This is a genomic window from Streptomyces coelicoflavus (assembly GCF_003112555.1).
GTDB lineage: Bacteria > Actinomycetota > Actinomycetes > Streptomycetales > Streptomycetaceae > Streptomyces > Streptomyces coelicoflavus.
Map to the genome: position 1 here is coordinate 152,061 of NZ_BEWB01000003.1, position 18,358 is coordinate 170,418.

Genomic DNA, 18,358 nt, shown 5'->3' on the forward strand with positions numbered 1-18,358 from the left:
CGGGCACAGCGACGGCCCCCGACCGTAACGCCTGGTCAGGGGCCGTCAAATACCGCGGTGGGTGTGGGATTTGAACCCACGGTGACTTGCGCCACGACGGTTTTCAAGACCGTTCCCTTAGGCCGCTCGGGCAACCCACCCGTGCGCCGTCCCGCCCGGGACGGAGCGGGTACAGCCTACCGGCACCGTTCGTCGCGCGGGGCTCACGTGTGGCGGGGGGCGCCGGCGGCCTCCCAGGCGGCGTCGATCATCGGGAAGATCTCGTCCAGGGCGGCCTCCGGATCGGGTGCCTCGCGGGCCAGCGAGTACGCGTCGATCACGAACCGGGCGATGGTGCGGGCGGCGGTCTCGCTGCGGCCGAGGGCGGGGTCGGCGGCGATGGCCTGCGCCAGGGCGTCCGCGTGGCGCAGGCGGATCGAGTCGTCGTACTTCCGCAGGGCGGGCGACGCGTCGATCATGTGCCAGATCGGGGCGGCGCTGTCCGCGGTGCAGTGCCGCACCAGGGCCAGGATCTCGCGGCGCAGCGCCGGGACGAGCGGCTCCTGCGGCGCGCGGTCGGTGACCGCCTGCGTGAGGCGGCGCTCGAAGTCCTCGTCCTGCTCGAACACCAGGGCCTCTTTCGAGGCGAAGTGGGAGAAGAGCGTGGTGACGGCCACGTCGGCCTCGGCGGCCACGTCACGGATTCCCACCGCGTCGTATCCGCGCTCCAGGAAGAGCCGCAGCGCGGTGTCGGCGATCTTCTGGCGGGTCGCGGCCTTCTTGCGCTCACGACGGCCCGACTGCTGCACGCTCATGCCCGCAGGCTAGCAGGTACGAAACAATAACCGTTATTTAAAGCTATCCGTTAGTGTTACGGTCGGCCGCATGAAGAAAGTGAGCTTCGCCGAGTTCGGCGGTCCCGAGGTTCTGCAACTCATCGATGCCGAGGAGCCCCATGCGGGTCCCGGCCAGATACGCGTCGCCGTGCGGGCGGCAGGTGTGAACCCCGTCGACTGGAGGGTCAGGGAGGGGCAGGTCCTGGGTGCCCATCCGATCGAGTTGCCCTCGGGGGTCGGGCTGGACGCCGCCGGGATCGTGGACGAGGTCGGGGAGGGTGTAGCGGGGGTCGAGGTCGGCGACCGGGTGTTCGGGGAGGGCTCCAGCACCTACGCCGAGTTCGCCGTGCTCGGGGCCTGGGCGCGGATGCCCGAGGGGCTGACGTTCGAAGAAGCGGCCGGGTACCCCTCCGTGGTGGAGACCGCGCTGCGCGTCATCCGCGAGGTCGGTGTGCGGCCCGGGCAGACGCTCCTGGTCAGCGGGGCGTCGGGGGGAGTCGGGTCGGCGGTGCTCCAGATCGCCCGGGACCGTGGCATCGGCGTGATCGGCACGGCCGGTGCCGCGAACCAGGAGTACCTGCGCGGACTTGGCGCCCTCGCCACGACGTACGGCGAGGGCTGGGTCGAGCGGGTGCGCGGGCTCGGCCGGGTCGACGCGGCCCTCGATCTGGCCGGCTCGGGCGTGATCCAAGAGCTCGTCGAGCTGACCGGGAGCCCGGAGAAGGTCGTCACCATCGCCGATCTCGGCGCGCCCGAGTTCGGCGTGCGGTTCTCCGGCGTGGCCGGAAGCGTGCCGGCGGCGCTCGCCACGGCGGTCGACCTGATCTCGAGGGGCAGGCTCCACATCCCGGTGGAGAAGTCGTACTCACTCGCCGATGCCGCGGCGGCGCACGCCGACAGCCAGGCCGGTCACACGCGCGGACGCCGGGTCCTCGTCGTCTGAGTCGGTCGAGTCGCCTCACCACGGCTCTTGCCGGTACGACGCACTTCGCCACCGGGGCGGTCCCGGTGGCGAAGGGGGCGGGTCGTGCGGGGGCGGGACGCGGGGTCAGTCGTCGCCGATCTTCGAGCCCAGGGTGACCTCGGTGGTGTGCTGCTTGCCGCCGCGCTCGTAGGTGACCGTGACCTCGTCGCCCGGCTTGTGGGTCCAGATCTCGCCGATCAGGGTCGGACCGCTGTCGATCACCCGGTCGTCGAGCTTGGTGATGACGTCGCCGGGCTTGAGGCCCGCGTCGTCGGCGGGGCCGCCCTTCTCGACCGGGTCGGAGCCGCCCACGCCCTGCTCGGTGAGCTTGGCGCCGTTCGTCGTCTCCTCCAGGGAGACGGAGGCGCCGATCTTCGCGTACACCGGCTTGCCGTTCTTGATCAGCTGCTGGGCGACGAACTCGGCCTGGTTGATGGGGATCGCGAAGCCCAGGCCGATGGAGCCGGCCTGGCCGGTGCCGAAGCCGCCGTTGCTGGTCGACTGGATCGCGGAGTTGATCCCGATGACGTTGCCCTGCGCGTCCAGCAGCGGGCCGCCCGAGTTGCCGGGGTTGATCGACGCGTCCGTCTGCAGGGCGCTCATGTACGACGCCTTGCTGTCGGCGCTGCCGTCGCTGGAGGCGACGGGGCGGTTCTTGGCGCTGATGATGCCGGTGGTCACCGTGTTGGACAGGCCGAACGGGGCGCCGATGGCGATCGTCGAGTCGCCCACCGCGACCTTGTCGGAGTCGCCGAGGGGGAGCGGGTTGAGGTCCGAGGGGGCGTTCTCGAGTTTGACGACCGCGACGTCGTAGCCCTGGGCGTGGCCGACCACCTCGGCCTCGTACTTCTTGCCGTTGGGGAAGGTCGCGCTGAGCTTGCCGCCGTCGACCGCCTCCGCCACCACGTGGTTGTTGGTGACGATGTGGCCTTCCTTGTCGAAGACGAACCCGGTGCCGGTGCCGCCCTCGCCGTTGCTCCCCTCGGCCTGGATGGTCACCGTGCTGGGCAGCGCCTTGGCGGCCACCCCGGCCACGGTGCCCGCGTCGCGCTTCACGGAGCCGCCGGTGTCGGAGGCGGAGACCGTGGTGGAGCCGTTCCCGTCGTTGTTCTTGGCCAGGGTGTAGCCGAGACCGCCGCCCAGGCCGCCCGCGACCAGCGCGGCGATCAGGGCGCCGGCGACGAGACCGCCCCGTCCGCGGCCCGGCTTCGGGGCCGGCTGCTGGTACGAGGCTCCCCAGCCGCCCGCTCCACCGCCGGAGCCGTTGTCGAAGCCGCCCCCGTAGCCGTTGTCGCCGCCTGCGCCGTACGCCGGGGTGTGGGCCGGAGTGCCCGGCGGCGGGGGCGGGGGCCACGCGGCGTCGGGAGCCGTGGATCCCTGGGGCCCCTCACCGCCCTGGGGAGCCGGGTGCGTCTGGAGGGCCGGGTGCGTCTGGGGAGCCGGCTGTCCCTGGGGCGCCTGCCGGTCCGGGGACACCGGGGCCGGGGCGGGGGGAGCCGCCGGGGCCTCGGGAGGGGACGCGGGGGCCCGGTCGGGGGCGTGCGGCGCGGGAGGCTGGGCGGAGGCAGCGGGAGCATCCACCGGCACGGGAGGTGCGGACGGGGCCGGGGGTACCGCGGTGCCCTCGTTCTCGGTGCTCACAGCTTCTCTCCTCGTTCCACGGCTGGTTGTCGCCCATCCCGGTCGCGCTCAGCCACGCTCACGCGCTGCTCCACGGTCCGGCGCGACACGGACGGGCCGGTGATTTTGTATGCCATCAGCTTTTCCCACGGGCCGTCAGGGCACCATAAACGGTTGCTGTGGGTCCCCGACCGCCCTTTACATCGGTCATCCAAGACTAAACGGACGCCTTGGCGATTCCACCGATGGCACGTCTACCCGCCCGCGATGGCACCATGACGCGGTGACCCACGCACGACAGCACCGGATTCAGGTCGTCGCCCACCGCGGCGCCTCCGAGGAGGCCCCGGAACACACCCTGGCCGCGTACCGGAAGGCGATCGAGGACGGGGCGGACGCCCTCGAGTGCGATGTCCGCCTGACCGCCGACGGCCACCTCGTCTGCGTCCACGACTGGCGCGTCAACCGTACGTCGAACGGCCGCGGCGCGGTGTCCGCGCTGGAGCTCGCCGACCTCGCCGCCCTGGACTTCGGTGCCCGCCGGACCCGGGAGTTCTGGCGCACGCGCGACGAACAGCCCGACTGGGAGCACCGGCCCGAGGACCGGGAGGAGACCTCCGTACTCACCCTGGAACGGCTGCTCCAGCTGGTCTCCGACGCGGGACGGCGCGTGGAACTGGCCATCGAGACCAAGCACCCCACCCGCTGGGCGGGGCAGGTGGAGGAGCGGTTGCTGCTGCTCCTGAAGCGGTTCGGACTCGACGCCCCGGCCTCGGCCGAGGAGTCCCCGGTCCGGGTGATGAGCTTCTCGGCCCGGTCGCTGCACCGGGTGCGGGCCGCGTCGCCGACGCTGCCGACGGTCTACCTGATGCAGTTCGTCTCTCCCCGGCTGCGCGACGGGCGACTGCCCGCCGGTGTCCGGATCGCGGGCCCCTCGATCCGGATCGTGCGCAACCACCCCGCGTACATCGAGCGCCTGAAGCGAACCGGTCATCAGGTGCACGTGTGGACCGTGAACGAGACCGCCGACGTGGATCTCTGCGCCGGCCTGGGCGTCGACGCCATCATCACCAACCGGCCACGCGCGGTCCTGGACCACCTGGGCCGCTGATTCGCCCGCGGCTCTTGGCTACCGCTGATTCGTCCGCGGCTCATGGCTGCCGCTGATTCGTCCGCGGCTCATGGCTGCCGCTGATTCGTCCGCGGCTCTCGACTGCCGCTGATTCGTCCGCGGCTCTCGACTGCCGCTGATTCGTCCGCGGCTCTTGACCCGGCGGCCCGGCTGCTCCATTCTCCGGTCTCGGCCACACCGACCAAATCCAGCCATGTGATTACGGGGAGTGCTCCGGCGCGTTCGGTGCGTGTTCGACCGTGTCGAATGCGTCACCGTGCGGGGTTCGGCCGGTTTCCGGCTCTGGGCGATGGGGCATCCACACCGTGGCGTGGGGCGAAGGAGGTCTCGGGGGTGGCGTTGGTGGTGGCACAGGAGGTGCCCACGTCGTCGAGCATGGCCGTGCCCCATGGCCCTGCGGGCGTGGGGGAAGCAAGACACCGCATGCGTGATCAGTTGCGCAGGGGCGGCGTCGCGGAATCGGTCATCGACGACGCTGTACTGGTCCTTTCCGAACTGTTGAGCAATGCGTGCAAGCACGGGCGGCCGCTGGGCGACGCCCTGGCCGGGGACGGCGACGTCCGCGCCGCGTGGCAGGTGGACGCGGGCGGCCGGCTGCTCGTGGAGGTCACGGACGGCGGCGGCCCGACCCGCCCGGCTCCCGCGACCCCCTCGGTCACCGCGCACGGCGGCCGCGGGCTGAACATCATCACGGCGCTCGCCGACGACTGGGGCGTACGGGACGACGCCCGCGGAGAGGTCACGGTCTGGGTCGTCGTCCACGCCGACGTGCACGACCCGGACGCCGGGCACCGACGGGACGACTTCGCCGCCCGGATCTCGGCACCGGCGGTCTCGGAGATTCCCGGTCTGGACTTCGCGGACGCCTTCGACGACCTGGGCTGAGCGGCCGCAGCCCGGCCCGCCGCTGCCCGGCACGCCGTTGCCCGGCACGCGCGGGTGCCTCGCGTTCGGCGAGGCTCTTGACCCGCACCTCGTGGCGCGGCAGTGGAGACGCCGGCCTGCGCTTCCTGACCTCGGGTCGAATCTTGACCCCGGGTCGAATCCTGGCCCGGGGCGAATCCGGGCCCGGGGCGAATCCGGGCCCGGGGCGAATCCCGTGCCGGGGTCCGGACAGCTCCGGTGCACGGCTTGGGCCGACTTGGGCCGGTGCCTTCGACGGGCGTGGGCCGACCCGGTCCGTTCGACGCACCGGGCCGGTCCGTCGGCCGCGTGCACGGCATCGGCCGGGGCGAGTTGCCACGGACCGCCCGTTGTCCACAGCGTCCCGTCGGCCGGGGCCGGAACGGCTAGGCTCGCGCCCGTACGAGTAGAGCCGTAACCGGGAGACACCCACGATGGCCAAGAAGCGACCCCAGACGAAGGCCAAGCGGCCCCAACTCGACGATGCCGAGGTCCCGGTCGTCGGCGCCCGCGAGCCCTGCCCCTGCGGCAGCGGCCGCCGGTACAAGGCCTGTCACGGCCGGACCGCCGCACAGGCCACGACCGCGCTGGTGCAGCGCCCGTTCGAGGGGCTGCCCGGCGAGTGCGACTGGGTGGCGCTGCGGGAGCTGGTGCCGGCGGCCACGGTCGGGCTGACCCTGCGGGACGGCCTGCCCGAGGGCGTCCCCTCCGTCACGCTCGCCACGGTGCTGCCGATGGCCTGGCCCGCGCTGCGCCGCGACGACGGCTCGGTCCTGCTCGGCCTCCAGAACGACACGGCGTCGGGCGACATCAGCCGCGACCTCGCCGACACCCTCGCGCGGGCGCTGACCGCCGAGCCGGGCACCCCGGTGCAGGGGCGCCGCGCCCCGGCCGACGGTCCCCGGCTTCAGGACCTGCTCGCCCCCGAGGGCGCGTTCGAGCCGGAGGTGCACTCCGGCTTCGAGTTCTGGGTGCCGGACCCGGACAACGCCACGCCGGACGTCACCGCCTCCCTGGAGCGGGCCAACGCCGCGGCCATCCCCACCGTCCGGCTCCAGGGCGTGGACGCCGCCTACTGGTGCGAGACGCCGGACAAGAACCACCTGCGCTGGGTCATGCCGCACGAGGAGGAGCGGCTTCTGGACGCCCTTGCCCGGCTGCACGCCGCGGGCCGGTCGTCCCTCGGTGAGGGCACCCGCCTCGTCGGCTCCTTCCGAGCCCACGGGCTCACCGTGCCGGTGTGGGACCTGCCGAGCGAGATCACCGCGCAGGACATCGAGAAGCCGGCCGCGGAGTTCGCCGAGCGGCTCGCCGAGGCGCTGGCGGCGGACGCTCCGCTCACGCACGACGAGCGCCGGGCGCGCGGTGGTCTGACCAACCGGCAGGTCACGCTCAGCTGAGCCCCGGCCGTCGAGGACGCTCCGGCTGACCGACCGGTCAGCCGGAGCGGGCCCTTCGAACGCGTGACTCCGGTCACAACTCCCGGTAAAGACAAGCCAGTCGGTGACCGGAAAACAGGAGATCGAATTTGCTAACCGCCGATCTCTTGTTACCGTTTCAGTAGCCCGGTTGCTGGTGCATCCCCCGTCGCCAGCAACCGGGTCTTTGCGTGTGCCGAGTCGCACACGCACCGCAGTCGCCCGTCAACTGGGCGTTTCCGCAGACGAGTTGCCGTCTCCGTCGTCTCTGCCATCTCCGCCGTCGCCGCCACTTCCGGCGCTTCCGACGCTTCCGGCACGCAGCAGCAGCGGCCCGTACCCGGCCCGGCGCGCGAACTCCGCGATCGCGGTGTACCCCGACAGCCCGCCCCGGGCCGTGCTCCCGGTGTCCGGTGGCGTCTCACAGGTGCCCGGCGCGTCCTCGGCGCTCACCGCACAGCGCGTGCGCACACTGCGCCCGTCGGGCCCCATGAGGCTCAGGACGGACTCGAGCGGACCGCCGGTGACATTGCGGTAGTAGGTCCGCGCCCAGGTCTCCGCACCCCTGGCCAGGACGCAGGTCTGCGCCTCGACGCCCGCGGGAGAGGTGAGTTCGGGACCGCAGCGCGCGGCCAGCGCAGGGCCGGGCGGCAGCGGCGAACGGTCGGGCTCGGTCTCCGGCGCGACACGGTCGTCTCCCCCGGACCCGGACCCGGACTCGGACTCGGAGCCGTAGCCGACAACCCCGGAGTCCGATGCGGTTCCGGCCCCGGCCCATGCCTCGGCCCCGGGCCAGGCGCCCGGCTCCGCCCCGGACGCGGGCGCCTTTCCGTCACCGCCCCGCGCGAGGAGCGGCACGGTCACGGGCGCCCCCTCGCTCCCGTCGCCAGAAGGCCCCGCGGACGCCACGGCGAACGGCAGTACGACCGCGCACACCACGACACCCACCAGGCCGTAGAGACGGAGCCGCCGGCGGTCCGGCCCGCAACGGCGTGGCCCGGCGCGGCGCGGGCCGACGGCGCGGTGCTCCCCAGCATGAAGCGGCATGGGGCGGACGATAACGACCGGGAGCGGGCGCGGACCCGGCGCGCGCCGGACACCCCTACAACTCGGGCGCGCTCACACCCGTACGAGTGAGGGCGTCGACCACCGCGTCCACCACGGCCTCCACGTCCGGCACCCAGGGCGCGGCGGAGCCGGGCAGCGGCGCCCGCTCCCAGCGGACGGTGCCGGCGCCGGTCTCGGACGGGGGCAGCGCGAGATAGCCGCCCTCGCCGTGGAAACGCAGGGAGCCGGGGACGAAGTCCTTGGCGTAGAGCAGCTCGCCCAACTGCTCCATGGAGTACGGCCTGACCAGCAGTGACCAGCGGGTCGGCGACGCGACGACCGGGCCGATCCGCAGCCCGGCGCGGTCGAGCGCGGCGAGGGCGTGGGCGGCCGGCAGGGCGGGCAGGGAGACGGCGCACGGCGCGCCGCCCCCGGTGGCCAGGACGATCGGGGCGGTCGGCCGGTTGGTCCACCACCAGCGCACCATGCGGGCGTCGGTGGTCGCGGCGAGGAGGCCGGGGTCGAAGGGGTGCGCGCCCGGCACCGTGCACTCGGGGTCGGGGCAGGAGCAGCGAGAGCGCGCCCGCGGGTCCGCCGCCGCGCCCGGGAGCACGGGCCACCGCCATTGCGCCGCGTAGGTCAGGGCCGCGCCGATCAGCTCAGGCCGCCCGTCGTCGTGCTGGGACAGGAGCCTGCGTCGCCTTCCGAGGATCTCGCGCATGAGCGCTCGTTCCTTTCCGTTGCACGCCTGGCAACACCGTGGTCTCTTCACACCATGTGTCGATCACTTCGCTGTGCGTTGCTGGTGGCGCATCACACCCCTGCCGGGGGACGCCCCCACGGGGATTCCCCGGGGAACACCTCCGCCAAGGGCAAGGGAAACCCCTGTGGGTCGAGCACTGACTGCGTCCGTGACGGTCCGGCCACTGCGTCTGTCAAAAGCATGGGCGTGGCGCGGGGGTGGCGAAGTCTGGCGTTTTGCCGTCGCGCGTATTTCTCTCCGCCTCCGCCACGGGAGGATGGGGCACGGTCGTCGGTGGATAGGACGCCCGGGTCCGTCACCAGGTTCCAGGTGGCCCCCAACCACCCCTGGTCTTCTCCGAGTACGTACCCATCACGACCGTTGTGACGCTCCGTGAAGCACCCCCAGTCGACCGCAACAAGGCGTCCTCTGGGGCAGTTTCAAGCCAATCTCGCTTTTCCGCAAGGGGTCGGGAAGGAGGCCGCTCGCACCCCATGGACACCACGAATCCCGGCAGGACAATGCTGGACATCCCCTTACGAGTGCGTGTACATGTGGAGACACTGCTAGCGGCGCAGAATGACATGGGGGTTTGCGATGCTTTTGAGCAGTAAGCGCCGGTCGAAAGGCCGGACGCCATGAACGCCCCGCACCCAGCGAAAGTGGCCGGAATCGATTCAACGGTTCCGTCCCCCGCACACACTGTCGCGTCCGCCGCCGCGGGCACCTCCCCGGCGACCGAAGCCCCCACGACGGACACCGCGGCCGTCACGGACGCCTCAGGCACCCCGTGCGCCCCCGGCGCCCTGCTCCAGGACCGGCTCGCCGGCTGGGTCTCGGACCTCACGACCCTGCACGAACTGACCGAACGCCTCGTCCGCACGGGCACCCTCGCCGACGGCCTCCAGGAACTGCTGCGCGCCGGCGCCGCCCTGGTCGGCGCCCGGCGCGGCCTCGTCGTACTGGAACCGGCCGACGGACTCGGCCCCGACACCACCGTCGGCCTCGGCCTCGCCCGCGCCGACCTCGGCCACCTCGAGACCGTGCCCCGCAGCGCCCTGTCCTACGGACGGATCCTGGACGGACTGCCGGTCGACGAGGGCGGCGTCGCCGAACCCGACCTGCTCGCCGAGAAGACCCTCGACCCCCGCCACCGCGAGGTCGCCGCCCGCCTCGGCTACGCCGCCAGCTACGCGCTGCCCCTGTCCGCCGAGGGCACCGCGCGCCTCGGCGCCGCCGTCTGGCTCTACGACGAGCCCGCCGAACCGGCAAAACGGCAGCGCCACCTCGCCGGCCTGTACGTCCGGTACGCCGCGCAGCACCTGACCCGCCTCCTGGAGGTCGAGCGCACCCGCTCCGCCATGGCGACGATGGCCGAGGAACTGCTGCCCTCCCGCCTGCCCCGGGTGCCCGGCGTCCAGCTCGCCGTCCGGCACCGCACCGGCCCGCGCGGCGGCGGCGACTGGTACGACGCGCTGCCGCTGCCGGACGCCGCCCTCGGCCTCGCCGTCGGCTCCGTCACCGGGTCGGGGCCCAGCGCCGTCGCCGCGATGGGACGGCTGCGCGCCTCGCTGCGGGCGTACGCCGTGATGGAGGGCGAGGACCCGGTCGCCGTCCTGTCCGATCTGGAGCTGCTGCTGCGGCTCACCGAGCCGGCCCGCTCGGCCACCGCGCTCTTCGGCTACTGCGAGCCCGCCCTGCGCCGGATCACCCTCGCCGGCGCCGGGCACAGCCCGCCCCTGCTCATCGGGGAGCGGCGCACGGAGTTCGTCGAGACGTCCGTCTCCGCACCGCTCGGCATGCTCGCCTGCTGGGAGGCGCCCAGCGTGGAACTCCAGGCCGAACCCGGAGAGACGGTTCTGCTCTACTCCGACGGGCTCCTGCACCGCACCGGCGACCCGGCCGACCGGGCCTTCGCCCGGCTGCACGCGGCGGCGGCGGGCGTGCCCCGGGCCGCGCGCCACGACCCGGACGCGGTCGTCGAACACGTCCTGCGCACGGTGCTGCCCGGCGGCAGGGCGGAGGCGGACTCCGAGGAGGACGTCGTCCTGCTGGCGGTCAGGTTCGAATAACGGGCACCCGAAACGCACTGACGCCCCGCACGTCACGCATAACGGACGGTTACGCCTCCCTGTAACAGGCCCTTCGGCCCTGGGCCCCCTTCCGTACGACCGTACGATGGGGGTGGTCCAGTGCCGTATCGAGGAGGATGACCGTGGCGGAGGAGCTCACCCCGGAGAACCCGGAGACCCCGGACGAGACCGAGGAGCCGATCAAGCAGCGCAAGAACGGCCTGTACCCGGGCGTGTCCGACGAGCTGGCCGAGAACATGAAGTCCGGCTGGGCCGACACGGAACTGCACGACCTGGAGCCGATCTCCCAGGCCGCCGAGACCGCCGCCCGCCGTGCCGCACTGTCCGCCCGCTTCCCCGGCGAGCGCCTGGTGATCCCCGCGGGCAACCTGAAGACCCGCTCCAACGACACGGAGTACGCGTTCCGCGCCTCGGTCGAGTACGCGTACCTGACCGGCAACCAGACCGACGACGGCGTCCTGGTCCTGGAGCCCGAGGGCGACGGCCACACCGCGACGCTCTACCTCCTGCCGCGCTCGGACCGGGAGAACGGCGAGTTCTGGCTGAACGGCATGGGCGAGCTGTGGGTCGGCCGCCGCCACTCCCTCACCGAGGCCGGGAAGCTGTACGGCATCCCCGCCTCCGACGTCCGCGAGCTGGCCGACAGCCTGCGCGAGGCCACCGGACCGGTGCGCGTCGTACGCGGCTACGACGCCGGCATCGAGGCCGCCCTGACCGACAAGGTCACCGCCGAGCGCGACGAGGAACTGCGCGTCTTCCTCTCCGAGGCCCGCCTGGTCAAGGACGAGTTCGAGATCGGCGAGCTGCAGAAGGCCGTCGACTCCACCGTGCGCGGTTTCGAGGACGTCGTGAAGGTCCTCGACAAGGCGGAGGCGACCAGCGAGCGCTACATCGAGGGCACCTTCTTCCTCCGCGCGCGCGTCGAGGGCAACGACGTCGGCTACGGCTCCATCTGCGCCGCCGGCCCGCACGCCTGCACCCTGCACTGGGTCCGCAACGACGGCCCGGTCCGCTCCGGCGACCTGCTGCTGCTCGACGCCGGCGTGGAGACGCACACGTACTACACCGCCGACGTGACGCGCACCCTGCCGATCAACGGCCGCTACAGCGAGCTCCAGAAGAAGATCTACGACGCCGTGTACGACTCCCAGGAGGCCGGCATCGCGGCGGTGCAGCCGGGGGCCAAGTTCCGGGACTTCCACGACGCCTCCCAGCGGGTGCTGGCCGAGCGGCTCGTCGAGTGGGGTCTGGTCGAGGGTCCCGTCGCGCGGGTCCTCGAGCTGGGCCTGCAGCGCCGCTGGACGCTGCACGGCACCGGTCACATGCTCGGCATGGACGTCCACGACTGCGCCGCGGCGCGCGTCGACGCCTACGTCGACGGCACGCTGGAGCCCGGCATGGTGCTCACCGTCGAGCCGGGCCTGTACTTCCAGGCCGACGACCTGACCGTGCCCGAGGAGTACCGGGGCATCGGCGTCCGCATCGAGGACGACATCCTCGTCACCGCCGACGGCAACCGGAACCTGTCCGCCGGTCTGCCGCGCCGGTCGGACGAGGTCGAGGAGTGGATGGCCGCGCTCAAGGGCTGACACACCGTCCGACGGCCGGGCACCCCGCGCGGGGTGCCCGGCCGTCGCCGTTCTTCGGGGCGTTCCCTCAGACCGCCACCAGCGGGGCGTTCTCGCGCCACTTGAGGATCTTGTCGAAGCTCACCACGGCACCGGCGCACCCCGGCGTACCGCCGATGTGGACGTGGTCGGCGAGCTCCCTGATGAGACACAGGCCGCGGCCGCTCTCGGCCTCCGGGTGCGCCGGACGGGCCACGCCCTGCGGTCCGCCCGCGGCGGCGGCGGGGAAACCGGGGCCGGTGTCGGCGACCTCGATACGGCACCGCTCGCCGTCCAGGTAGGCCGTGACCCGATACGCCTCACCGGGGCCGCCGGGCCCGTCGTCCCCACCGTGCTCGACGGCGTTGGCGCAGGCCTCGCTCAGCGCGACGGAGAGGTCGAAGGAGATGTCGGGGTCGACGCCCGCGGTCTCCATGGTGCCGATCAGCAGCCGGCGGGCCAGGGGCACGCTCGCAGCCTCGCGCCGCAAATGGAGTGACCACCAGATGCTCATGCTCCAGCCTCCCGGCCGCGGCTCGACATACCGATACGTATTGCCCCTCATGCCCGGGCGTAAGCACGCTGTGCCCGTGACACCGCTCGTCTGGCGGATGCGTCACCGCCGCCGATCGGTGTATGCCGGGCGACTCGTGGACAGAAGGTGACCTTCGGTACCGTTCCCCGCCTTCCGGCCGTACGGCATCTTGTGGACCTGCCGTACGGAGTGTGGGCCGTGAGTGCGATGATGAGCCCGCCATGACTGCCCCCCACCCGCCAACGGCGCGCTCCGGGAACGACCTCCGGATCCTGCGGGCCGCGGTGTTCGCCGCGGTCTGCGTCGTGCTGGCCGCGGCGGGACACACCCTCGCCTCCTGCGCCACCGTTCCGCTGTGGTCGCTGGGCGCGGGATTCCTCGGGGCGGTCCTGGTCGCCGTGCCGCTCGCCGGGCGCCTGCGCTCGCTGGCCGGCATCGTGACGCTGCTCACCCTCGGACAGACCGCCCTGCACGCCCTGTTCGGTCTCGGCCAGCACGGCACCACCGTCGCCGCCCCGGCCACGGCCTCCGGCGGCGGGGCGGGCGCGCTGTCCGACGCCTCACTGGTCCAGCAGGCCGCACGGCTGGTCTGCGGGACCACCGCGGCGGCGATCAGCCCCACCCAGGCCCAGCGCATCCTCACCGACGCGCGCGTCGCCCCCGACGTCACCACCGGCGCGGCGCACCACCCGGCCGACGCCCTGTCCACCGCCGGTACCTCCGCCCCGCTGCTGCCATCCCTGCCGATGCTGCTCGGTCACGTCCTCGCGGCCCTGGCCACCGGCTGGCTGCTGCGGCGCGGGGACCTGGCACTGGCCCGGCTCGTCGAACTGTCGGCGCACTCGGCCCACTCCGTGGCCGAAGCGGCGTTCGTCCGCGCCCTGCGTGCCGCGCTCTCCCTGGTGCGCACCCTGCACGCAGGGCTCGCCGGTGCCCCCGGTACGGGCCCCCGGCTGCCGCGTCCCGCCCTGTGGGTGCCGCCCGGGCCCCGTACCACCGCGCTCCAGCACACGGTCGTCAGGCGCGGTCCGCCGAGTGGCGCGTTCGCCCTCGCCGCCTGACACGACGCGACCGCCGTCCCGCTTCCCCCGGGAGGGGCCGCCGTCGTGCGGCTCGCGCGCGTGCGCGCATTCCTCCCGTCACCCGGCACCGGCTCACCACCGGTGCCCCCACGAAGCGGAGTACTCCGTCCATGAAGGCTTCCCGTATCGCCGCCGCCGGCGCCGTGTCCGGCATCGCCGTCCTCGCCCTGTCCGCTCCCGCCTTCGCGCACGTCAGCGTGCAGCCGGAGGGCGCCGCCGCCAAGGGCGGCTACGCGGTCGTCGACTTCAAGGTCCCCAACGAGCGCGACAACGCCTCCACCACCAAGCTGGAGGTCAACTTCCCGACCGACCACCCGCTGGCGTCCGTGATGCCGCAGCCGGTCCCGGGCTGGAAGGCCGAGGTCACCAAGGCCAAGCCGGCCAAGCCGCTGGAGTCGCACGGCAAGCAGATCACCGAGGTCGTCACCAAGGTGACCTGGACCGCCGACGGCAAGGGCGTCGAGCCCGGCTACTTCCAGAAGTTCCCGGTGTCCATCGGCGCGCTGCCCGAGGACGCCGACCAGCTGGTGTTCAAGGCGATCCAGACGTACTCCAACAAGGAGGTCGTGCGCTGGATCGAGGTGCCGCAGGAGGGCCAGGAAGAGCCCGACACCCCGGCGCCCGTGCTCAAGCTGTCCGCGGCCGAGGACGACGCCCACGGCGCCTCGGGCTCGGACGCGAAGGCCGACGACACCGAGGCGGCCGCTCAGAACACCGCCGCCGACACCTCCGCGTCGGACTCCGGCTCCGGAGACGGCAGTGACACCACCGCCCGCGTCCTCGGCATTGCCGGCATCGTCGTCGGTGCGGCGGGCGTCGCGTACGGCGTGCTGGCCGGCCGTCGGCGCAACTCCGGCACGGCGGCGTAACAGCTCCCGTGCCGGTGCGTCGGCGTCCCTCGCCGGCGCATCCTCTCGTCCGGTGCGCGCCGGACACCGTCCGTCGGTCCGTCCGACGGACCCCGGCGCGCACCGGAGCACTTCACATCTGGGACATTTTTCTATGCGCAAGAAGACGTTCGCCATGGCCGCCCTGCTCGCCGCCGCCACTCTGACGCTGTCCGCCTGCGGCAGCGGCGCCGACAGCGACAAGCCCGTGACCGTGGTCTCCGAGGACAACAGCCAGCAGGCCGCCACCGTCCTCGACAAGCCCTTCGAGAAGCCCGACCTGGTCCTCACCGACACCCAGGGCAAGAAGTACGACCTGCGCGAGCAGACCGCCGGCAAGCCCACCCTCATCTACTTCGGCTACACCCACTGCCCCGACGTCTGCCCGCTGACCATGAACAACATCGCCGTGGCCAAGAAGCAGCTCTCCCAGGCGGAGCAGGACAAGCTCCGCGTCGTGTTCGTCAGCACCGACCCGGAGCGCGACACCCCGGCCGCGCTCGGCAAGTGGCTCAAGGGCATCGACCCGCAGATCGTCGGCCTCACCGGCGAGTTCGACACCATCCAGGCGGGCGCCCGCACCCTCGGCATCTCGATCGACCCGCCGACCAAGGACAAGGACGGCGAGATCGTCTCGACCCACGGCACCCAGGTCGTCGCCTTCTCCCCGAAGTCCGACGCGGGCTACGTCCTCTACGGCGAGGACGCCACGGTCGACGACTACACCAAGGACCTCCCCAAGCTCATCAAGGGGGAGAACCCGTGAGGCGGCCCGCGGGAGGGCCCCCGAAGCGCCGCCCCGCCCTCGCCGCCGTCGCGGTGATCGGCGCCCTGGCCCTCGCGGGCTGCGGCGGCTCGGACTCCGACTCCGCGGCCTCCGGCGCCGAACTCTCCGTCGACGCCGCCTACATACCGCAGCCCGTCTCCGACTCGATGGCGGCCGGATTCCTCACGATCACCAACGAGGGCGGCACCGCGGACGAACTGACCTCCGTCACCAGCGAGGCCGGCGAGGTCACCGTGCACGAGACCGTCGGCGGGACCATGAAGCAGGCCGACCGCCTCGAGGTCCCCGCCCACGGTCAACTCGTGTTCAAGAGCGGCGGGAACCACCTGATGTTCGAGAAGCTGAAGCAACAGCCGAAGCAGGGCCAGTCGGTCGCCGTCGAACTGCACTTCGCCCACTCCGGCCCCGTCACGGTCGAGCTGCCCGTGAAGGCGGCCACCTACCAGCCCACCACCGGACACTCCGGGCACACCGAAGACTCCGGACACTGAGGGAGGGACCACCTTGACGCAGACCATCGCCCCGCGCGTCCGGACCCTGGTGCTGCTGCTCCTGGCCGCGGCCTGCGCGCTGCTGGCCGGCGCCGCACCGGCCTCCGCGCACGCCGCGCTGACCGGCAGCGACCCCCGGCAGGGGGCGGTGGTCGACAAGGCCCCGGCCCAGGTGTCGCTCACCTTCTCCGAGTCGGTCTCCATGGACGACGACTCACTGCGCGTCCTGGACCCCAAGGGCAAACGCGTCGACGACGGCAGACCGTCCGGCACCGGCGGCACGACGTACTCCGTGAAACTGCACGCCGGGCTGCCCGACGGCACCTACACCGTGGCCTACCAGGTCGTCTCCGCCGACAGCCACCCGGTGGCCGGCGCCTACACCTTCTCCGTCGGCGCCCCCTCCGAGACCTCGGTCTCCGTCTCCGGGCAGGCGGCGGGCGGCGGGTTCGTCGGCGGGCTGTACGGCGTCGGGCGGTACGTGTCCTACGCGGCCTTCGCCGTCCTGGTGGGCGGTGCCGCCTTCGTGCTCGCCTGCTGGCCGCGCGGCTCGGGAGTGCGCGTCGTGCAGCGGTTCGTCGTCTCCGGCTGGCTCGCGCTGACCGCCGCCACCCTCCTGCTCCTCCTGCTGCGCGGCTCCTACACCGGCTCCGGGAAGGCCGCCGACATCTTCGACCTGAGCCTGCTCGGAGAGGTGCTGCAGACCAAGGCCGGCGCCGCGCTGGTCTCCCGGCTGCTGCTGCTCGCGGCGGCCGCGCTGTTCATCGCCGTGCTCTTCGGCGCGTACGACAAGAGGGAGGACGAGGAGAAGCGGGACCTCACCTTCGGGCTCGCGGTCGGCGGCAGCGTCGTGGCGGCCGGTCTCGCGGCGACCTGGGCCATGTCCGAGCACGCCTCCGTCGGCCTCCAGGCCGGTCTCGCCATGCCGGTCGACGTCGTCCACCTGATCGCCGTCGCCACCTGGCTCGGCGGGCTCACCGCACTGCTCGTCGCCCTGTACCGCGGCCCGGCGGACACACCGGTGCCCGCCCTCGCCGTACGCCGGTTCTCGCGCGTCGCCTTCGGCAGCGTGGTCGCGCTGGTGGCGACCGGCACCTACCAGTCCTGGCGCCAGCTCGGCTCCTGGACGGCCTTCACCGACACCCGGTACGGGCAGCTGCTCCTCGTCAAGATCGGGCTCGTGGCGGTGCTCGTCGGCGTCGCGTACTTCTCCCGGCGCTGGACGGCACAGCTGGCGGAGGCGGTGCCCGCCGTCGCCGGGCAGCGGAAGAAGGAACGCGTGGCAGCGTCGGGCGGCCGTGGGAACGACGAGGCGAAAGCCTCGGAGAAGACCCGAACGTCAGGAAAGACCGGAACCTCGGAGAAGACCGCGGCGGCGGCCAAGACCGCAACCGCGGAGAAATCCGGAACGGCGGCCAAGACCGACAGCGTGGAGAGGACCGCGGCGGCGACCAAGACCGCTACCGCGGAGAAGGGCGAGGCTGCCGGGAAGACGTCCGGCGCGGGGAAGGCGTCCGGTGCCGGGAAGGGTTCCGGTGCCGGGAAGGGTTCCGGTGCCGGGAAGGGTTCCGGTGCCGGGAAGGGTTCCGGTGCCGGGAAGGGTTCCGGTGCCGGGAAGGGTTCCGGTGCCGGGAAGGGGTCCGGCGGCTCCAAGCGTGCCGCGCAGCTCGCCCGGCAGCGCGCGGCCGTGGACGCCGCCCGGCAGAAGCGGCAACGGGACTCCGACCCGCACCGCTTCGGACTGCGCCGCTCCGTGCTCGCCGAGGCGGGCGTCGCCGTCGTCCTGCTCGCCGTCACCACCCTCCTGACCCAGACCGAGCCGGGCCGCACCGAGGAGGAGGCCAAGGCCGCCGGGGCGGCCTCCGCCGCCACCGCCGCCCCCTCCACCGGCGCGGTGACACTGGACATGCCCTTCGACACCGGCGGCCAGAACGGCAAGGGCGTCGTACGAGTCGAACTCGACCCCGCACGGGTCGGCTCCAACGATCTGCACCTCTACGTCGAACGCCCGGACGGGACCGCCTTCGACATCCCCGAGGTGAAGGTGGCCCTCACCCAGAAGGCCAAGGACATCGGGCCCCTGCCCGTCGCGCCCGACCACATCACCACCGGCCACTGGTCGGCGAGCCAAGTACAGATCCCGATGGCCGGAGACTGGGAAGTCGCCGTCACCGTACGGACCTCCGACATCGACCAGGTCACTCTCTCCAAGAACGCGCAGATCGGCTGAACCGC

At 72.8% G+C, this 18,358-nt stretch carries 16 protein-coding genes and 1 tRNA gene; 11 read left to right on the forward strand and 6 right to left on the reverse strand.

Translation table 11 applies throughout. From position 1 onward, the window contains the following. Positions 1 to 55: 55 nt before the first annotated feature. Both Sco07f_RS05820 and Sco07f_RS05825 read right to left on the reverse strand, forming a co-directional pair. Positions 56 to 140: transfer RNA gene (locus Sco07f_RS05820), tRNA-Ser, on the reverse strand. Between the two features lie 63 nt (positions 141 to 203). Then, positions 204 to 794: a TetR/AcrR family transcriptional regulator gene (locus Sco07f_RS05825; RefSeq protein WP_054102958.1), complete on the reverse strand. Its 591-nt coding sequence runs from the start codon at positions 792 to 794 to the stop codon at positions 204 to 206. 70 nt (positions 795 to 864) lie between these two features. On the opposite strand from Sco07f_RS05825, the gene Sco07f_RS05830 reads away from it, so the two are divergent. Beyond that, positions 865 to 1,758 carry an NADP-dependent oxidoreductase gene (locus tag Sco07f_RS05830; RefSeq protein ID WP_108987169.1) on the forward strand — a complete coding sequence of 298 codons (894 nt, stop codon included), beginning with the start codon at positions 865 to 867 and terminating at the stop codon, positions 1,756 to 1,758. 105 nt (positions 1,759 to 1,863) lie between these two features. Here the strand turns inward: Sco07f_RS05830 and Sco07f_RS05835 are convergent, their stop codons facing one another. After that, a complete protein-coding gene (locus tag Sco07f_RS05835; RefSeq protein ID WP_108987170.1) occupies positions 1,864 to 3,420 on the reverse strand; it encodes a S1C family serine protease in 1,557 nt (518 codons plus the stop codon). A 262-nt stretch (positions 3,421 to 3,682) separates the two neighbouring features. Here Sco07f_RS05835 and Sco07f_RS05840 point away from each other — a divergent pair, with 262 nt between their 5' ends. From Sco07f_RS05840 to Sco07f_RS05850, 3 genes are all read left to right on the forward strand, one after another. Further along, positions 3,683 to 4,510 carry a glycerophosphodiester phosphodiesterase gene (locus Sco07f_RS05840; protein WP_087790303.1) on the forward strand — a complete coding sequence of 276 codons (828 nt, stop codon included), beginning with the start codon at positions 3,683 to 3,685 and terminating at the stop codon, positions 4,508 to 4,510. Between the two features lie 267 nt (positions 4,511 to 4,777). Beyond that, the gene (locus Sco07f_RS05845) at positions 4,778 to 5,416 is read left to right on the forward strand and encodes an ATP-binding protein (RefSeq protein ID WP_042826522.1); all 639 of its coding nucleotides are present in this window, start codon (positions 4,778 to 4,780) and stop codon (positions 5,414 to 5,416) included. 452 nt (positions 5,417 to 5,868) lie between these two features. Continuing rightward, positions 5,869 to 6,834 carry a DUF5926 family protein gene (locus tag Sco07f_RS05850; protein ID WP_108987171.1) on the forward strand — a complete coding sequence of 322 codons (966 nt, stop codon included), beginning with the start codon at positions 5,869 to 5,871 and terminating at the stop codon, positions 6,832 to 6,834. Between the two features lie 243 nt (positions 6,835 to 7,077). On the opposite strand, the gene Sco07f_RS05855 is transcribed toward Sco07f_RS05850, so the two are convergent. Then, on the reverse strand, positions 7,078 to 7,899 hold the full coding sequence (locus Sco07f_RS05855) for a hypothetical protein (protein WP_108987172.1): 822 nt from the start codon (positions 7,897 to 7,899) through the stop codon (positions 7,078 to 7,080). A gap of 55 nt (positions 7,900 to 7,954) precedes the next feature. Continuing rightward, on the reverse strand, positions 7,955 to 8,620 hold the full coding sequence (locus tag Sco07f_RS05860) for a bifunctional DNA primase/polymerase (protein WP_054102961.1): 666 nt from the start codon (positions 8,618 to 8,620) through the stop codon (positions 7,955 to 7,957). Positions 8,621 to 9,279: 659 nt separating this feature from the next. Between Sco07f_RS05860 and Sco07f_RS05865 the strand changes: the two genes are divergently transcribed. Beyond that, the gene (locus Sco07f_RS05865) at positions 9,280 to 10,713 is read left to right on the forward strand and encodes a PP2C family protein-serine/threonine phosphatase (protein ID WP_108987173.1); all 1,434 of its coding nucleotides are present in this window, start codon (positions 9,280 to 9,282) and stop codon (positions 10,711 to 10,713) included. A gap of 143 nt (positions 10,714 to 10,856) precedes the next feature. Further along, positions 10,857 to 12,323, forward strand: coding sequence for an aminopeptidase P family protein (locus tag Sco07f_RS05870; protein WP_108987414.1), 1,467 nt, complete (start codon positions 10,857 to 10,859; stop codon positions 12,321 to 12,323). Positions 12,324 to 12,390: 67 nt separating this feature from the next. Here Sco07f_RS05870 and Sco07f_RS05875 read toward each other — a convergent pair whose 3' ends face one another. Beyond that, entirely contained in the window at positions 12,391 to 12,855 is a 465-nt protein-coding gene (locus Sco07f_RS05875; RefSeq protein ID WP_108987174.1) for an ATP-binding protein, read from the reverse strand. 242 nt (positions 12,856 to 13,097) lie between these two features. On the opposite strand from Sco07f_RS05875, the gene Sco07f_RS05885 reads away from it, so the two are divergent. The 5 genes from Sco07f_RS05885 (at position 13,098) to Sco07f_RS05905 (ending at position 18,353) form a co-directional block, all read left to right on the forward strand. Further along, on the forward strand, positions 13,098 to 13,937 hold the full coding sequence (locus tag Sco07f_RS05885) for a hypothetical protein (protein ID WP_108987175.1): 840 nt from the start codon (positions 13,098 to 13,100) through the stop codon (positions 13,935 to 13,937). A gap of 131 nt (positions 13,938 to 14,068) precedes the next feature. Continuing rightward, on the forward strand, positions 14,069 to 14,827 hold the full coding sequence (locus Sco07f_RS05890) for a YcnI family copper-binding membrane protein (RefSeq protein ID WP_007388878.1): 759 nt from the start codon (positions 14,069 to 14,071) through the stop codon (positions 14,825 to 14,827). Positions 14,828 to 14,960: 133 nt separating this feature from the next. Next, positions 14,961 to 15,611 carry an SCO family protein gene (locus Sco07f_RS05895; protein ID WP_087790297.1) on the forward strand — a complete coding sequence of 217 codons (651 nt, stop codon included), beginning with the start codon at positions 14,961 to 14,963 and terminating at the stop codon, positions 15,609 to 15,611. Next, positions 15,608 to 16,123 carry a copper chaperone PCu(A)C gene (locus Sco07f_RS05900; RefSeq protein WP_054102963.1) on the forward strand — a complete coding sequence of 172 codons (516 nt, stop codon included), beginning with the start codon at positions 15,608 to 15,610 and terminating at the stop codon, positions 16,121 to 16,123. Before Sco07f_RS05895 ends, Sco07f_RS05900 begins: the two co-directional genes overlap by 4 nt. 13 nt (positions 16,124 to 16,136) lie before the next feature. Further along, on the forward strand, positions 16,137 to 18,353 hold the full coding sequence (locus tag Sco07f_RS05905) for a copper resistance CopC/CopD family protein (RefSeq protein ID WP_108987176.1): 2,217 nt from the start codon (positions 16,137 to 16,139) through the stop codon (positions 18,351 to 18,353). Positions 18,354 to 18,358 lie beyond the last annotated feature (5 nt).

Excerpts from the sequence above, each read along its gene's own strand:
- Sco07f_RS05825 (WP_054102958.1), bottom strand. The coding sequence starts at position 794 with ATGAGCGTGCAGCAGTCGGGCCGTCGTGAGCGCAAGAAGGCCGCGACC.
- Sco07f_RS05830 (WP_108987169.1), top strand. The coding sequence starts at position 865 with ATGAAGAAAGTGAGCTTCGCCGAGTTCGGCGGTCCCGAGGTTCTGCAA.
- Sco07f_RS05845 (WP_042826522.1), top strand. The coding sequence starts at position 4,778 with ATGCGTCACCGTGCGGGGTTCGGCCGGTTTCCGGCTCTGGGCGATGGG.
- Sco07f_RS05850 (WP_108987171.1), top strand. The coding sequence starts at position 5,869 with ATGGCCAAGAAGCGACCCCAGACGAAGGCCAAGCGGCCCCAACTCGAC.
- Sco07f_RS05855 (WP_108987172.1), bottom strand. The coding sequence starts at position 7,899 with ATGCCGCTTCATGCTGGGGAGCACCGCGCCGTCGGCCCGCGCCGCGCC.
- Sco07f_RS05860 (WP_054102961.1), bottom strand. The coding sequence starts at position 8,620 with ATGCGCGAGATCCTCGGAAGGCGACGCAGGCTCCTGTCCCAGCACGAC.
- Sco07f_RS05865 (WP_108987173.1), top strand. The coding sequence starts at position 9,280 with ATGAACGCCCCGCACCCAGCGAAAGTGGCCGGAATCGATTCAACGGTT.
- Sco07f_RS05875 (WP_108987174.1), bottom strand. The coding sequence starts at position 12,855 with ATGAGCATCTGGTGGTCACTCCATTTGCGGCGCGAGGCTGCGAGCGTG.
- Sco07f_RS05885 (WP_108987175.1), top strand. The coding sequence starts at position 13,098 with ATGACTGCCCCCCACCCGCCAACGGCGCGCTCCGGGAACGACCTCCGG.
- Sco07f_RS05890 (WP_007388878.1), top strand. The coding sequence starts at position 14,069 with ATGAAGGCTTCCCGTATCGCCGCCGCCGGCGCCGTGTCCGGCATCGCC.
- Sco07f_RS05895 (WP_087790297.1), top strand. The coding sequence starts at position 14,961 with ATGCGCAAGAAGACGTTCGCCATGGCCGCCCTGCTCGCCGCCGCCACT.